Consider the following 16168-nt stretch of genomic DNA (forward strand, 5'->3'; position numbering starts at 1 on the left):
TATTATCGTTTTAAAGAAAAATGACTAGTAAAGACTCTACCATCTTCTAGTTCTACCTTAAACCAATAGTCACTCGCAGGCATGTTGGCACCATTATATGTGCCATCCCAACCAGGACCGAGGGGGTTAAGCTTTGTTAAAAGTTTTCCGTAACGGTCAAAAATAAGAATTAAAGAATTAGCTTGAAACTGATTATTAATGCCTCTGACTTGCCAAAACTCGTTGCTTCCATCTCCATTTGGCGTGAAGAATTTGGGAAAACCAATAACTGAAACTAATTCATCTGCAATGCCACAGTCATTTTTGTCTCTAACAAATACCGTGTACAGACCTGGTGAAATATCTTCAAATACATTAGAATCTTGATAAGGGCCATTAATATCATCTAAAGCATACTCATAATCGCCTTCGCCTGAAACCAAAACGGTAATGGAGTTATTGTTTGAAGCATCTACAATTTCAATATTATCTATAGTAGCAATATTGGATGGTAAAACTGTTATGGTTCTGTCTTTAAAACAGCCATTGACATTACTCACTCTAACATTATAGGTGCCTGGAGCATCAACTTCTATGGTTGATGTATTTTCACCAGTAGACCAATCAAATAAATAGTTACTAGGTGCATCATTAATAATTCCTGCGTCTAATACGATAGTTTCTGGGAAACTATTGAGGCAATATAACGTTTCAAACTCGGTTTCAATATTTGGAAGCTCGTAAACTGTAAGCTCGATTTCACTTATGCCATAGCAAGCATTAGAATTTTCAACACGAGCATAGATGGTTTGATTATTCGGAATGGTATTTGTAAAGTTGGTACTTAGCGGATTAGCTTCAACTAAAGCATCTTCATAGGTTTCATAGTATTGAAGATTTAAACCTGCAGGAGCACCAGCAAGTACAATGGCATTGGTATCATTGAGATTAAAATTGGCAAAACCATCTTCATTACCATCATCATCGCACACAGCCAAACTAGCATTGTTAGAAGATGTAGTACTAACCTCTAAAGAGACTTCACTAAAACTTACGCAACCCGTTGAGGTATTCGTAACCCTTGCATAAACTATTTGAGGATTAAAGAAATTATCAAAAGCATCAGCATCAATTTCGTTTTCTTCATTTTCTGCATCTACTAGAGATAGGTAGTAGGTTACGGTTCTATTTGCTTCGTTATTAATAACATCATCACTAAATGAACCAATATTAAATGTTGTGAAGCCTTCAGGTATATCATCTTCATCACACTGCACTATAGTAATATTATTCGCTATTGGAGCATCATTAATTGTAAGCTGAAAACTTCCTGTACTGTAACAGTCTGTACTATTTGTATTTTCTATTCTAACAAAAATAGTTTCGTTAACCGCTGTTGTATTGCTATAAGATAAGGGTAATTGTGATACATTATCATCTGCATCTTGTTGAGTGGAGTGAAATGTTATATTTGTATCGGCTTCTGATTGCGCACCTCTTATAGATGGGATTAAATCTCCTAATTCTATTGTAGCAAATCCATCTGTTGGGTCACCTTCATTATCACAAAATTCAATATTATTTAGTTGAACAATTTGTGGTGTGTTAAACACTTCAAGTTGAAAACTGGTAACATCAAAGCAATTTGTATTATCGGTATTATCTACCCTGACGTATATGGTTTGTGGGTTGTTGATGTTTGTATATGGGAATGTAATTTCATTTTCAAGATTATTAGCATCATCCATCGATTCAAAATAACGTACATTATACTGCGATGCTGATTGCGTAGCAAGTGCTTCGCTATTTTTATTGGTAAAGTCGAAACCTCCAAAGATGCCATCGTTTCCAAAGTCATCACATGCAGTGATGTCTGTCACAGGATTTGCTACAGGAATATCAAAAACACCAACAACTGCACTACCTTCAATAGGGCAATCACCATTATTGGGTTCTATATAAACTTCATAAAAACCAGGAGTATCTATAAAGAGTTGCGCCTGATTGTTTCCTGGAATCGGATTACCATCAAAAGACCAAACATAATCAGCACCAGTGATATCGTCTGCTTGCAAGGTGTAACTATCACCAGTACACAAGCGTAATTCGGTGGTGCTAATACCGTTTCTGATGATATCTATTTCAAAACCAAGAAAAGAAGTAATAAATGGTGGTAGACCCAGAGTTGCGCTAGTTCCTCCAGCTAGAGATTGACCAGCAACGTTGTATGTACAAGCTAATCCAGCTTCGGCAGGTTGTTCAATAACATCTAAACTAATTGGGTTAGATTGATTACAAACATAAATTTTATTATTTGGTGCTAATTGCATAGCCGAAATAAATCCACTTGGTTGTTGGTGTACAATAGTTTCTGAATTGTTGTCTTCAAGATCAAATTGTCTCACTACTGAACCATTTGTGACATATACTTTTTTGGAATCAGCAGAGAACTCAGTTCCGTAACTTTGAACATCTGAAATTAAATTAACAGGATTACTAACTTGACCAGTCGCATTATCAAAATCATAAATCCAAAAACTACCAGTATCAGGTGCAGCATTATCATCGCTAGGAAAAACACCATTTTGAGCATGGCAAACAGCAATTTTAGTGCCGTCTGGAGATGATTTCATGTAGCCAATACCATTACGTCTATAACCTTGTGTGGTGATATTGGGTGGTACTATTGAAGTTACTGGAGTTAAATCATTGAACCCATTAGCGTCTATTTTAAAAGCATAAAAGGTGTCTACAAACTGAGTTATAACCCACATTGTTTCACAATCAGCCCCTTGAACGGCAGTTATTTTTTCGGCACACTTATATAATGTTTGGTCTTGTTGAGAGGTATCGTAAGTTATAAGGTGTACATTTTTTTCGGTAGTTACGACATCACCAAAACCTCCATTGAGTGTCATGTCTACTAAAGAGTAGTTGAAGCCATTATTAAAGCCGTCGTCATCATTTGGTACAGATTGAAAATCTCCAAAAGTTTCTTCATAAAAATTTAAGGGATTTCCATTTTGATCAGCAGGACCTTGATTGGGTGATGCCCATGCATTATTGTGATGAGGTTCATCTACAGTAAAGATATAGTATAGGTTGTTATTAGTTGGATGAGGTACAATTACACCTGAAGAGGTACTAGAAGGATCTCCTAGCAAACCTGTGCCACCAAAATAATTACCATTGGGCATAATTTGATGGTTACGGTTCCAAACTGTTCGTCCGTCTGTATAAAATTGTAAAATACCATTTTCATCAGAGATAGTAGAACACCCTTCTGAGGTACTTATGGAAGTGATAATAGGAGTTACGTTTCCTGTTGTTAAATCAAAATTAAGACCAGCATTGTTTCCAAAAGCCCAATTGGTAGTTTCTTCTTGAGCAAATGATAAGGCACAAAAAAGTATGGTAAATATTAAAACACAGCTCTTTTTCATAACAACTTTAATGTACACTACATAGTTCAATACAATATAACAAGGAGAACTTAAAAACTCCTAGATTTAGTATTAAAATTACATAGCAATTACCTCAAAGTTATTACAAATCTCTCTTTTTTAATAATTGATAAGACAAAAAGATAAAAATCGCAGACCAACCCAATACGATTGCTATTTCGTACCAATGCACTGCATAGTCGTAGGCTATATCTGTCTTTTCGGGGAATTTAGTCATTATAATACGTTGAATAGGTTGGTCTATGAGTTTATACATAGATTCTAGAGGTAAGAAGTTTTTAACTTTAAAAGCATCATCAGCATTATCAAAAACTTCGTAAGCACCCCAAAATATTAACCATTCAATAATATAGAGTACAAATAAGAAACCTAATGCAAAAGCTGAACGTTGAAGTAACATTCCGAAGAATAAACACAAACTAAAGAAGCCCACAAGTTTTACAAAATAAGCCAGTAAAAATTCTACTTCCCTAAAAATAATAGATGCTTCAGTATAACTAGAATAATACAATCCTATAAAAAATGAAGCAACTCCTATAAGTATAGTGGCACAAAGTGAAAAGAATACTATTGTATAGAACTTTGATAAAATAAACTCCTTTTTACTTAAGCCATCTATAAGATTCTGTTTTAGTGTTTTGTTACTGTATTCATTACCAATCATACTAACCACAACAATGGCAAAAAAGAATTTAAAGTATGAGGCGAAAAAGGTTGTAATGTGCCAGATAATAGGAAAGTTAAAAATCCCCAACTCACCTAATTCTAAGGTGAAAAAACCAAAAAAATTGATTTTTATTGATGATAGTACTAATACTGTAAAGGGTAATATAAATGATACAAAAATGAGTATACGGCTTACTTTATTGAGCCATAATTTTTGTAATTCTAATTTTATGAGACGTAACATATTTTTGATTGGTTTTGAAAGGTCTTAGCCTAATTTTTCTATTTCTTGATTAATTCCTGTATTGTCTGTTAATTGCAAGAATTGCTCCTCAAGACTTTCTTTTCTCTTTACTAAGTGTGATAGCAAGATGCCTTTATCGAACATCATTTTATTAAAGTCTGATGCTGACATAGGCTCATTTAAAAAAGCAGTAATTAATTCACCTTCAATTTTAAGTTTTCCAAAGTTTGGATTAGATTCAATAAGCGCAATAAGCTCTTCTCTTTTGTCTGCTTTTAACTCAAAAAAGCCATGACTATTTATCATTTCATCTACGCGACCAGAATATAATTTTTCACCTTTTCTAAGTACAACAACATGAGAACATACCTTTTCAACTTCGTCAAGAAGGTGGGAAGCTAATAATATGGTTGTACCTCCTGCAGCTATTTCTTTAATGATTTGACGGATTTGATGAATTCCTTGTGGATCTAATCCATTTGTAGGTTCATCTAAAATTAAAATCTCAGGATCATTAAGTAGGGCAGAAGCAATGGCTAAACGTTGTTTCATACCCAAAGAGTAGGTTTTAAACTTATGGTTTTTTCTATCTAAGAGTCCTACTACCTCTAGTTTTTCGTCAATTTTGTCATGATCTACTCCCTTTATTCTACAAACTAGTTTTAGATTCTGTTCTGCAGTCATATAAGGGTAAAAATTTGGACGCTCTATAATAGCACCTACTTGTTTTAAGGCATCATGAGTTGAGGTATTACCATCAAACCAATGAAAGCTTCCACTGGTTTTATTAACCACATTGAGTACGATGCCCAAAGTGGTGGATTTTCCGCTTCCATTAGGACCTAAAATACCGTAAACGTTTCCCTTGTTAATGGTAAAACTTAAATCTTTTACTGCTGTGAGATAGCCAAATTTCTTTGTAAGATTATTAATTGTTAGAATGGGTTGCTCCAAAATTGATTGGTTTTTGAATACTGAAAACTCAGTATTGATTGGTTATGTAAGTATGACGATGTTGATTATTATTTGTTACAGTTAGGTTTAGTTTTATAAACTATTTTGTAAATTTGAGGAAAACATTATCTATGAAATCTATTGTCTTAAAGGTGCTTTTACTAGTTTGTTTTGTGAATTTATCTAAGGCTCAAAGCATTGATAATAAAAGTTCTAAAGAATTTTATTTTAAGAGTGTATTGGCTGAAGATATAAATTTCAATAAAGGCTTATCATTACAAACAGAAAAGTCTATCATTAATTTTAAAAAACCAGAATGGGTTTCTATTAGAAAAGACTTTAATTTTGATGTATCAGGTATAGATTTTAGTCCACCAAAATTTATGTTGGAAGACAGAATAAATTTTGATAACCTGGATAGCTTTTTATTTTTTTGTGAGCCACTTGAAAATGGGCTGTATCAAAATTTTGATAGCAGAAATATCCTTATTGGGTCAGGCTTGGATTATTTTGTAAATGAGATTATTATCAAAAATGTATTAAATAGGAAATCATTTTTGAGGAAAGACTAATCAATTCCAATTTTCATCAAAATCAAGACTTTCGTAATCGTCAATATCTAGATCATCGTCAAATTCATTAAAATCATCATTTTCTTCAGCTTCGAATGACTTATCTGGTGCTTGATCTGGTATCTGACCATGGACAAACATTAAATTTGGATAGTCTGTGCCTTGGGTTTCGTCTACAATTTCAGCAAGTTCTACATAGAAGGTCCACATGCTTAAGAAATCGTATACATATATTAGTTTTGGTGATGCCTCGTGTACTATATCTTTGATAATAGTTGTGCTCATCATTTTGACTTCGTTACCAGCTTCACTCATGTCAAACATGGCAATTTCTTCACCTTGATTCCACTGATCATCACTTATATAAAAAGAAGCCATTTCCATACCGTCAAAACCAAAAGATTGGGTAATGATATTATGTAAATCTTCCATAGTGTCTGTTTCACGGATCTCTAAATCGCGAAACACATCATCTTCTGTATCGTTGTCTAATATGACTCTAAATCTGTAAATCATAATACAAATTTAAACTATTTACTAAAACGATGAAGTGTAAAAACCATACAACTCAATAAAATAAATGCAACAACCTGATGTAAAACTCCTAGCCAAACAGGTACGGCAAGTAGTAGTGTGAGCACACCTAAAAAAAACTGTATGCCTACTACTGCAAGTAAGCTATTGACTCCTAATTTCTGCAATTTTGAAATCTCTTTTCGTGTGGCTTTGTACCAAATGGATAAAATGAAAATTACTACAACATAAGCCAAGGTTCTGTGCACAAACTGTACTCCGCTTTTTCCCTCAATAAAATTGAGAAACGTTGGGCTTTGTTCTGTATAAACCGTTTCGTGAATCAGTTTACCTTCACTCATAAAAGGCCAATGGTTGTGTATCCATCCAGCATCTAAACCAGCAACAAAAGCACCGTAAATAATCTGAATAATTAATACAGCTAAACCTATTCTAATAAAATTTCTAAGTTTTGTATCTATAGATTTCTTATTAGGAAACATTAAATCTAAAGCAACCCAAAAGGTATAGGCAAAGGTTAGAAATGCTGTTGTTAAGTGTGCCGCTAGTCTATAATGACTTACGTCTGGTCTGTCTACCAATCCACTTTTTACCATATACCAGCCCAAAAAACCTTGAAATCCTCCCATAAGGAGAAGAATAATAGATTTTTTAATGGTGGATTTAGAGAGTCGTTTTTTTATTAAAAAATAAACGAAAGGAATAATAAATACTAACCCAATAAAGCGACCGATAACACGATGTATCCATTCCCAGAAATAAATGTCTTTAAACTCTTCTAAAGACATGCCATAGTTTAACTTTTGATATTCAGGGTACTGTTTATATAAATCAAAAGCTTCATTCCATTCTATTTCGTTCATAGGTGGAATCACACCAGAAATCAACTTGTAATTAGAAATGGAGAGGCCAGAATGCGTAAGTCTGGTAATACCACCAACTATCACCATTATAAAAATTAAGAAACAACCTGTTAGCAACCAGTAGATTACGGATTTATTATCCTTTTTCATTTTTCTATTTTCTTTTTCAATTTTTTATTATTCAATTCTGAGTAATCAACCCCAATTTCTTTCCTTTTTCTATCATTAATTTATATGCTGCCTCATGTTCGTTAGGGATCTCACCTTCAAGAATAGCTTCTTTTATAGCTTCTTTAATTATTCCTATTTCTTTTGAAGGTTTTAAATTAAACGCTTTCATTATTTCTTCACCTGAAACAGGTGGTTGAAAATTACGTACACGATCACGCTCTTCAACTTCAATAATTTTGTCTCGTACAAGTTTAAAATTACTGTGGTATTTTTTGAATTTTTTTGGGTTTTTTGTGGTGATGTCGGCCTCACAAAGCGTCATTAGATCATCTACATGCTCACCAGCATCAAATACCAAACGCCGCACAGCGGAATCTGTAACTTCACTAGCTAAAACTATTGGGCGAGAACTCATCAACACCATTTTTTGAACAAATTTCATTTTGTCATTTAATGGCATTTTAAGTCGTTTAAATAATTTATAAACCATTTTAGAGCCTACAAACTCATGAGCATGAAAAGTCCATCCAATTTTTTTGTCAAACTTTTTTGTAGGAGCTTTTCCAATGTCATGTAGAAGTGCAGCCCAACGTAACCATAAATTATCTGTAGTTTGCGCAATGTTATCAACAACTTCTAGGGTATGATAGAAGTTATCTTTATGACGTTGACCTTCAATCTCATCAATTCCTTTTAAGGCTATAAGTTCTGGTAGAATGTAGTCTAATAATCCTGTTTTTTCTAAAAGTTTAAATCCTATTGAAGGTTTATCACTTTCTAGTATTTTGTTTAACTCTGTAACAATACGCTCTTTGGTTATTATTTTGATTCGGTCTTTATTGACAGTAATAGCTTTCAGGGATTTTTCTTCAATTGCAAAGTTGAGCTGTGTTGCAAAACGAATGGCACGCAGCATACGTAGCGGATCATCACTGTACGTTATGTCTGGGTCTAATGGTGTACGAATAATGCCTTTATCTAAATCTTCTATACCTTTAAAAGGATCTAAAAGCTCACCAAAATTAGATGTATTGAGACTAAGAGCAAGTGCATTTATTGTAAAATCACGTCGGTTTTGATCATCTTGTAATGTGCCATTTTCTACTAAAGGATTACGGCTATCTTCGTTATAACTTTCTTTACGTGCGCCAACAAACTCTACTTCAATGTCTTCAAAGCGTAACATAGCTGTCCCATAGGTTTTAAATACCTGAACTTTAGGGTTTGTTGGTAGGTTTTTAGAAACTTGCTGTGCGAGATTTATACCACTCCCAACAGCAACTACATCTATATCTTTTGCATCTCCACGCTCTAAGAGATAATCACGTACATAACCTCCAATCACATAACAGTCTAATTTTAATTCTTTAGCGGATTGTGAAATGGTTTTAAAAATATCGTGTTTTAGAGCCTGTTTATGATTCATTTTTATGAATTAAAAATGGTTTTGCAAAGATACGACTAATAAATATTTATAAATACCAATGGCTCAATCTAAATAAAAGTTATAATAATTGTCTTAATTAACGTTTTTAGAACTTATTTAAACTTATATACTCCCAACGATTTTTTAAGATTTTTGTAATGATAGTTAAGGTGAGACTTAAGTCTCATTTTTATATTGTTGAATTCCCAAATATTGCCTGGTACTATATTGTCTTTAATATAGTTTTGCTGATTTTTGCTGATTTTAAAAGTATTCAAATAATCTTCAATATTCACTTTTCCGTATCCACCGAACCCATTGACTTTATTTTCTAAGTGTGAAACTGCTGTCCAAACGCTTACATTTCTAACAAAATCAACATTTTTTTCCCTTTTCCAATGTGAGTGACTAGCACTCCAGACTGTTTTTGGGTTATCGTTTTTTTCAATTAGACTAATAAAAGGGGAGTATTGGTCTATTCGCTTACCAATCTTTACATCGGGTTTTATTTGAAGTGAGTATCCATCTATAAAATCTACAGCCATGAAGTTTTGGTGATTAAATCGTTTTTGGACTTCATCTATATAATACCTACTGATGCAATCGTCATTATCTAGACGACTGGTAATAAGAAATTTGCTATTGTAGTTAGAAATATATTCCTTAATTGATGGTAAAAACAAATCCATTCCATTTACATATATAGGTATGAAATTGTCCATTTTAGACTTGAAAGTATCAACAATATCTCTAAATTTTTGGGGTGTAGTTGTATCAAAAAAAACGAGCCACTGAAAATTTTGATTTGTTTGTGCTTTCACACTTTCAAAGCAAAAATCATTGAATAATTTAAACCTGTTTTCGTGCCATTGATCCGTTAAAACCGGTGCGTTTTTTTTGTCAGCAACCCATTTAGGATTCCTAAGATTAAACCTAGTAATTAAAAAATGGTTATACTCCATCTTTTTTATAAGTTAAGATAATTAAATACTTTATCGGCAAATTTATGATTTATCTCACGACATTCTTCTAAAATTCCCGAATAACTATGGCCTTTCTTAATATCGTCCTCAAAGTTGTCAAAAGAAGAAAAAACAGGTTTGTATTTAAAATCATAGAATTTAGAGGAGTTAGGTATCGCAACTACTTTTTTATTTAAGAGTAAGGACCAGTACATAGCATGGTAACTATCTGTAACTATAGTTTCTGATTTACCAATAAAACCTACCATTTCTTCAAGATTAGTTGTGTTAGAGCTTGTAGGATAGTTTTCTAGACGTTTTAAAAGGTTGTTTTTCTTTAAAGTGTCTTTATGAAAGATAATACCAGTTTCTTGAGTGCTAGAATAATCTTTGTCAAAAATGCTATGCATGCAACTTACACAAGGGACATATTCCCCAGGCATACTATAGTCTCTTGTACCAACTAGGCCAAATCTAGAAATATTGATATTATAATCTACTTTTTTATTAAATGTCGATGGGTCTTTACGATTATGACCCAATCCCCAAAGCACTATCTTTTTGTTCTTATCGGTTAGCTTTTCAAACATTTTCATTTGTTTAGAAAAGCCAGAGCGGTTTAGCAGTCCACCACCACCTATAATTAAACTATTATTTGATATTTTTTCGATGAAATTATTGGTCACGTTCTTATCATCAACTTTATAATCAAATATGTCTAAAGATTTATCTTTTAAAACATCAAAATAAAGATGTGGAGCACAATAAAAATCACCAACATTATTTTTATCTATTCTATGAAGGTTAACTACAGAATCATTTTTTTGGTCTGAATTTAGAATAGTGCTTATAGTTTTGTTTTTTATCCGTTTTCTTTTTAATGAAGATATTATGTTTTTCATTTTCTAAGATGTCAAAGAGGAGTTATAGATTTGTTTCAATATTGGCTAAATTAAAGTAAAAGTTATAAACTAATTGTAATTTTGTAGCATGAATAGAGTGATAGAAGATAAATTCACAGCCATAACGGCCCAGTTAGATGATGTTATTATAAATTTTGATACTTCAGGAACTCCATTTGGAAATCAAGATAGAAATTCTCTTAGGCTATTCAAAATTGAAGATAAAACACTTAACGTAAAGTCATTTAAGATTCCGAATGTCATAAATCAAATAGCTTACAGGTTTTTTAGAAAAAGTAAGGCACAGCGTTCTTTTGAGTATGCTAATAAACTGCTAAATCTTGGGATTGGAACGCCACAGCCAATAGCTTACTATGAATTTATGACTGCTTTCTTCTTTAAAAAGAGTTTTTACATAAGCGAACAATTAAGTTGCGATATTACATATAGAGAATTAACCAAAGATTTAAACTACCCCAATCACGAGGATATTTTGAGGGCCTTTACTAGGTTTACTTATAATTTACACGAGAAAAATGTCAATTTCTTAGATCATTCGCCTGGTAATACGCTTATAAAAATTAAGGATAATAGTTACGAATTTTTTCTTGTAGATCTCAATCGTATGAAATTTGGTTCTATGGATTTTGAGACCAGAATTAAGAACTTTGCGAAGCTAACAACCCATGAGTCTATGGTAAAGGTTATGAGTGATGAATATGCTAAATGTTGTAATCAGCCTTATGAGAAAGTGTTTGAATTAATGTGGAATTCTACACAAAATTTCCAAGATAAATATTACAGAAAAAAGCGACTAAAGAAAAAATTAAAATTTTGGAAACGCTAATTTATCAAAGATTCTTATAAATCTCCCGTAACTTAGAGTATTTTAAAAACGTAATATTTGCAGTTTGAACACAAATTACAAATCCATTAAAACCATCTAAAATCCCAAGTCTTAATATATAAGATTTAAAAAATGCCCAAGTCGGATTCCATATTATTTTCCAAATAGGAGCTGTCTTGCCCTTATCGTAATAGGCTTTGGCTGCAATTGTAGAGAAATACTCAGTTTTTTTATTAAACTCAGAATATGTTTGGTATGTCCAATGTAAAATATCCCCTTTCAAGTGACCGCTCTTGGTTTTATTATCATGAAATTGAACATTATCGTGAGGGTTAATCCCTGTCCATTCTGCTTTTGTTTTATCAAAAACGCGCAATTTTTTATTGGGATACCAATCGCTGTATTTTATCCATTGGCCGCAAAAATTGTTATATCGGTTGGCATAATAACCATCAAACATCCAATTCTTTTTTAATTCAATTATAGAGTTCTGAAGCTCTTCGGAAAGGGCTTCATCACCATCCAAAGACACCACATACTTGTAAGTGGTTTGTTCTAAAGCGAAGTTTTTTTGTTCTATATAACCCAAAAATTCTTGCTCAATAAAGATTACATTGAATTTTTCACAAATGGCCTTGGTATTATCAGTCGAGTAGGAGTCTACTACCACTATTTCATCAACCACATTGACTAAGGATTGTAGACAGCGCTCTATATTCCGTTCTTCATTAAAGGTAATTATAACACCAGATAGTTTTAACATACTTGTTATTTCAGTGTTGTAAAAATAGTATTTTTGTGCTTATGCAATCATTACCTGTGGCTTCGGTTATCATTAGTACTTACAATCAACCAAAATGGTTAGAGTTGGTATTGCATAGTTATGTTATTCAGACGGTCTCTGATTTTGAATTGATTATTGCAGATGACGGTTCAGACGACAGTACAAAAGCGGTAATTGATGCCTTTAAAACTGGTTCAAAATTAAAAGTCATTCATGTTTGGCAAAAAGATGAAGGGTTTCAAAAAACAAAGATTCTAAATAAAGCTATCGTGGCTTCTAGTTCAGACTATCTCATTTTTACAGATGGCGATTGTATTGCTAGAGCTGATTTTGTAGCAACACACTTAAAATTAAAACGTCCAAATTATGCACTTTCTGGTGGGTATTTTAAATTGACTGAAGAAATATCACAAAGTATCACTAAAGAAATTATAGAAAATCAAAAATGTTTCGATAAACAGTGGCTCCTAACAAAGGGTCAGCCCAAAACGTTTAAGCTTAATAAATTAACCAGATCCAAATTTAAGGCGAAGCTTTTGAATGCATTCACACCAACTAAAGCGACGTTTGACGGCATGAATGTGTCTTGCTATAAGGAAGATATTATTGCTGTTAATGGTTTTGATGAACGTATGAAATATGGTGGTGAGGATAGGGAAGTGGGAGAACGAATGATGAATAACGGTATCAAATTTCTCCAAGTTAGGTATAGTACGATTTGTGTACATTTGCACCACGGAAGACCATATAAAAATGTTGAATCTGAAAGGAATAACAAGAAGATTCGACAAGAAACAAAAAGGAATAAATCAACGTATACCGAATTTGGTATCAATAAATAAATTATGGCATTACCTAAAATTACAGTTATTATTGCCACCTATAATAAAACCGATTGGTTAGAAAAAGTCTTGTACGGTTATAGTGTGCAGACTTACAAGGATTTTGACATTATTATTGCGGATGATGGGTCTACCGAAGAAACCAAGGACTTAATTGACAAGTTTAAAAAGCATTATCCCGTTGAAATTACCCATGCATGGCATGAAGATCAAGGATACCGACGTCAAAAAATATTGAACGAAGCCATTGTTATGGCTAAAAACGATTACATCTTATTTACGGACGGAGATTGTATTCCTCGCGAGGATTTTGTAGAAACCCATGCCAAACATGCCGAAAAAGGTTACTTTTTATCTGGTGGTTATTGTAAATTACCCATGGATATCAGCGAAACCATAGCCGAAGATGATATTAAGTCAAAACGTTGTTTTGAAGTTAAATGGTTGAAACAACAAGGGGAGCTTGGTGGTAAGAATAAGCTAAAGTTGTCTGTAAAGAATGGTTTGGCCAACTTTTTGGATGTTGTTACACCAACTGGTGCTACATTTAATAATTGTAATTCCTCAGCATGGAAATCTGATTTAATTGCTATTAATGGTTACGACGAGCGTATGCAATATGGTGGTCCAGATAGAGAGTTGGGTGAGCGTTTAATAAACAACGGTATTAAAACCAAGCAAATACGTTATAAAGCCATTTGTTTACACCTCGATCATGCTCGTGGTTATAAAACCAAAGAATCTTTAGACCGAAATTTGGCAATACGGGCAACTACTAAAAAGGAAAACCGCAAGTGGACCGAACATGGTATTAAAAAGAGTTAGTTTTAAAGTCTTTTTAAAAATTCTACCAAGGAATCTTCAAAAAAAGTAGGTTTAAATTTTAAATATAAATCCGACGCTTCAGATTTTAATTCCTTAGGATGATTGATGTTTAGGTATGGTTGGCCATCATAATCCTTAAGATGAACCGATACATGTTTTTTACCATCATCAAACATATTCCATGCTTCTTTTTTAATCCATGGTGAAAAGATAGTGAAGGTTGGGATATTAAGTGCTTTTGCCATATTAATTGCCCCACCCTCATTACCAATTAGGGCATCACAATGCGAAGTTATTGCTAAAAAATCTCTCAAACTTTTACCAAAAACCTCAAAATAAATGTGTTTTTGAGTTTGAGATTCACACAAATCTAAGATTGCTTTGGCATCAGCTTCTTGTTTTGGAATATAATTGAATAATATTTGACTTTCAGGGTGTGTATTAACAATCGTGTCAATCACTGTAGCCATATATTCATAAGGGTATGTCTTGTTAGCTCCACTACCCAAAACACCAATCATATAAAGTGGTTTGTTAGTGTCAATGTAATTTGATTCTAAAAATGCTTTAGCAGCAGATTCTTCCTCTCTAGTTAGATATATTTTTGGTCTAACTATTTTGGTTGTGTCTATATCTAAAGACTGCAGTAATTGTAGGCGGTTTTCAATAGCCAAGCCTGCGTTGGTATCAGCTTTAGCTTTGTGTTTGTGTAAGTTGTTATACAATAGCTTATTTCTACCTTTATCTATAGAAATTTTAATTTTTGCTTTTGAAAAAAAGGTAATTAGATTACTGGACAATTTAGAATAAACATCAATAATCACATCATAATTTTCTTTACGAAGTTGTTTTGCAAGTTTAAAAAGTTTTAGTTTACTTTTTTCGTGTTCTGGTGAAAAGAACTGAATTTCATCTATAAAGGGATTCTGATCTACAACCGGAAACGTATGCGTATTGATGAGGTAATGTAATTCTGCATTTGGAAATTTTTGCTTTATAGCTTCAAATAAGATGCTTGAAGCCAAAACATCGCCAATCATTTTCTGTTGTATGATTAAAATTTTCATTTTTTAAGAAGCCAAATAGTAATGTAACTTTTAAACCGCTACATCATATTCGCGAAGAGCATCATTTAACGATGTCTTTTTATCTGTACTTTCTTTACGTTTCCCAATAATTAATGCACATGGCACTTGGTATTCGCCAGCTGCAAATTTTTTGGTATAACTGCCAGGAATGACTACAGAACGTGCAGGCACTCTACCTTTCATTTCTACAGGTTCATCACCAGTAACATCAATAATTTTTGTACTCATTGTTAATACCACATTAGCACCCAGTACAGCTTCCTTTTCTACACGCACACCTTCAACAACGATACAACGGCTGCCAATAAAAGCACCATCTTCTATAATTACTGGTGAAGCTTGTAATGGTTCTAAAACACCACCAATTCCAACACCACCAGAAAGGTGTACATTTTTACCAATCTGTGCACAACTACCAACGGTTGCCCAAGTATCTACCATGGTACCTTCATCTACATAAGCACCAATATTTACATAACTTGGCATCATAATAACACCTTTAGAAATATAGGCACCATGTCTTGCTACAGCATTTGGTACAACTCTAATGCCTTTTTCCATATAGTTGCGCTTTAGCGGAATTTTGTCGTGGTATTCAAAAATGCCAACTTCATGAGTTTCCATCTTTTGTATTGGAAAGTAAAGTACAACCGCTTTTTTAACCCATTCGTTAACCTGCCAGCCATTTTCAGTTGGTTCAGCAACACGAAGTGTTCCAGCATCTATAAGGTCTATAACACTTCTTATAGCATCAATGGTTACATGATTGGTTAAAAGGGAGCGGTCTTCCCAGGCATTTTCTATAACGGTCTGTAATTGTTTCATTGGTAATAAAAATTTCATCAAAGATAAGTTGATAAATAGCCTTGGTAAAATATTTTTAAAAAGAATTGTGACCTAATCAAAAAAGGAGTGTCTTAATACTGTTAAATGCGACGTAAATTTATTTTCATATAGATTTATCTGAGAATTTAATTAATAGCTAATTATGAAAACTCCTCTCCCCTTAATTTGAGGGGTTTTCTTTTTTTTTGTAAGAAAATGT

Annotated in this window: 15 protein-coding genes; 4 read left to right on the forward strand and 11 right to left on the reverse strand. The window is 33.0% G+C overall.

Translation table 11 applies throughout. The annotated features are described in order from the left end of the window. Nucleotides 1–2 precede the first annotated feature (2 nt). The 3 genes from ACPX19_RS09075 to ACPX19_RS09085 form a co-directional block, all read right to left on the reverse strand. A complete protein-coding gene (locus ACPX19_RS09075) occupies nt 3–3422 on the reverse strand; it encodes a T9SS type B sorting domain-containing protein (protein ID WP_426429687.1) in 3420 nt (1139 codons plus the stop codon). Nucleotides 3423–3525: 103 nt separating this feature from the next. Then, nucleotides 3526–4353 carry an ABC transporter permease gene (locus tag ACPX19_RS09080; protein ID WP_426429688.1) on the reverse strand — a complete coding sequence of 276 codons (828 nt, stop codon included), beginning with the start codon at nt 4351–4353 and terminating at the stop codon, nt 3526–3528. A 24-nt stretch (nt 4354–4377) separates the two neighbouring features. Beyond that, the gene (locus ACPX19_RS09085; RefSeq protein WP_426429689.1) at nt 4378–5307 is read right to left on the reverse strand and encodes an ABC transporter ATP-binding protein; all 930 of its coding nucleotides are present in this window, start codon (nt 5305–5307) and stop codon (nt 4378–4380) included. 131 nt (nt 5308–5438) lie between these two features. Between ACPX19_RS09085 and ACPX19_RS09090 the strand changes: the two genes are divergently transcribed. Beyond that, entirely contained in the window at nt 5439–5879 is a 441-nt protein-coding gene (locus ACPX19_RS09090; protein WP_426429690.1) for a hypothetical protein, read from the forward strand. Here ACPX19_RS09090 and ACPX19_RS09095 read toward each other — a convergent pair whose 3' ends face one another. The 5 genes from ACPX19_RS09095 to ACPX19_RS09115 all read right to left on the reverse strand — a co-directional run bounded on the left by ACPX19_RS09095 (nt 5880) and on the right by ACPX19_RS09115 (nt 10737). Continuing rightward, nucleotides 5880–6395 (reverse strand): IS1096 element passenger TnpR family protein, encoded by a 516-nt coding sequence (locus tag ACPX19_RS09095; RefSeq protein WP_426429691.1) that lies wholly within the window; start codon nt 6393–6395, stop codon nt 5880–5882. It abuts the gene before it with no gap. Nucleotides 6396–6409: 14 nt separating this feature from the next. Continuing rightward, the gene (locus tag ACPX19_RS09100) at nt 6410–7426 is read right to left on the reverse strand and encodes a COX15/CtaA family protein (protein ID WP_426429692.1); all 1017 of its coding nucleotides are present in this window, start codon (nt 7424–7426) and stop codon (nt 6410–6412) included. A 31-nt stretch (nt 7427–7457) separates the two neighbouring features. Continuing rightward, nucleotides 7458–8873, reverse strand: coding sequence for a CCA tRNA nucleotidyltransferase (locus tag ACPX19_RS09105; RefSeq protein ID WP_426429693.1), 1416 nt, complete (start codon nt 8871–8873; stop codon nt 7458–7460). 113 nt (nt 8874–8986) lie between these two features. Further along, entirely contained in the window at nt 8987–9835 is an 849-nt protein-coding gene (locus ACPX19_RS09110; RefSeq protein WP_426429694.1) for a glycosyltransferase, read from the reverse strand. A gap of 5 nt (nt 9836–9840) precedes the next feature. Further along, entirely contained in the window at nt 9841–10737 is an 897-nt protein-coding gene (locus ACPX19_RS09115; protein WP_426429695.1) for a polysaccharide pyruvyl transferase family protein, read from the reverse strand. Between the two features lie 88 nt (nt 10738–10825). Here ACPX19_RS09115 and ACPX19_RS09120 point away from each other — a divergent pair, with 88 nt between their 5' ends. Beyond that, nucleotides 10826–11584: a lipopolysaccharide kinase InaA family protein gene (locus tag ACPX19_RS09120; protein ID WP_426429696.1), complete on the forward strand. Its 759-nt coding sequence runs from the start codon at nt 10826–10828 to the stop codon at nt 11582–11584. Nucleotides 11585–11588: 4 nt separating this feature from the next. Here ACPX19_RS09120 and ACPX19_RS09125 read toward each other — a convergent pair whose 3' ends face one another. Further along, on the reverse strand, nt 11589–12347 hold the full coding sequence (locus ACPX19_RS09125; protein WP_426429697.1) for a glycosyltransferase family 2 protein: 759 nt from the start codon (nt 12345–12347) through the stop codon (nt 11589–11591). A 41-nt stretch (nt 12348–12388) separates the two neighbouring features. On the opposite strand from ACPX19_RS09125, the gene ACPX19_RS09130 reads away from it, so the two are divergent. Both ACPX19_RS09130 and ACPX19_RS09135 read left to right on the forward strand, forming a co-directional pair. Beyond that, entirely contained in the window at nt 12389–13210 is an 822-nt protein-coding gene (locus tag ACPX19_RS09130) for a glycosyltransferase family 2 protein (protein WP_426429698.1), read from the forward strand. 3 nt (nt 13211–13213) lie between these two features. Continuing rightward, complete coding sequence (locus tag ACPX19_RS09135) at nt 13214–14035, forward strand: glycosyltransferase family 2 protein (RefSeq protein WP_426429699.1); 822 nt, start codon at nt 13214–13216, stop codon at nt 14033–14035. A gap of 2 nt (nt 14036–14037) precedes the next feature. Here the strand turns inward: ACPX19_RS09135 and ACPX19_RS09140 are convergent, their stop codons facing one another. Further along, a complete protein-coding gene (locus tag ACPX19_RS09140; protein ID WP_426429700.1) occupies nt 14038–15102 on the reverse strand; it encodes a glycosyltransferase family 9 protein in 1065 nt (354 codons plus the stop codon). Nucleotides 15103–15132: 30 nt separating this feature from the next. Next, entirely contained in the window at nt 15133–15948 is an 816-nt protein-coding gene (locus ACPX19_RS09145; RefSeq protein ID WP_426432446.1) for a 2,3,4,5-tetrahydropyridine-2,6-dicarboxylate N-succinyltransferase, read from the reverse strand. Between the last annotated feature and the right edge of the window lie 220 nt (nt 15949–16168).

This window comes from Winogradskyella sp. HB-48 (assembly GCF_049942685.1).
Taxonomy (GTDB): domain Bacteria; phylum Bacteroidota; class Bacteroidia; order Flavobacteriales; family Flavobacteriaceae; genus Winogradskyella.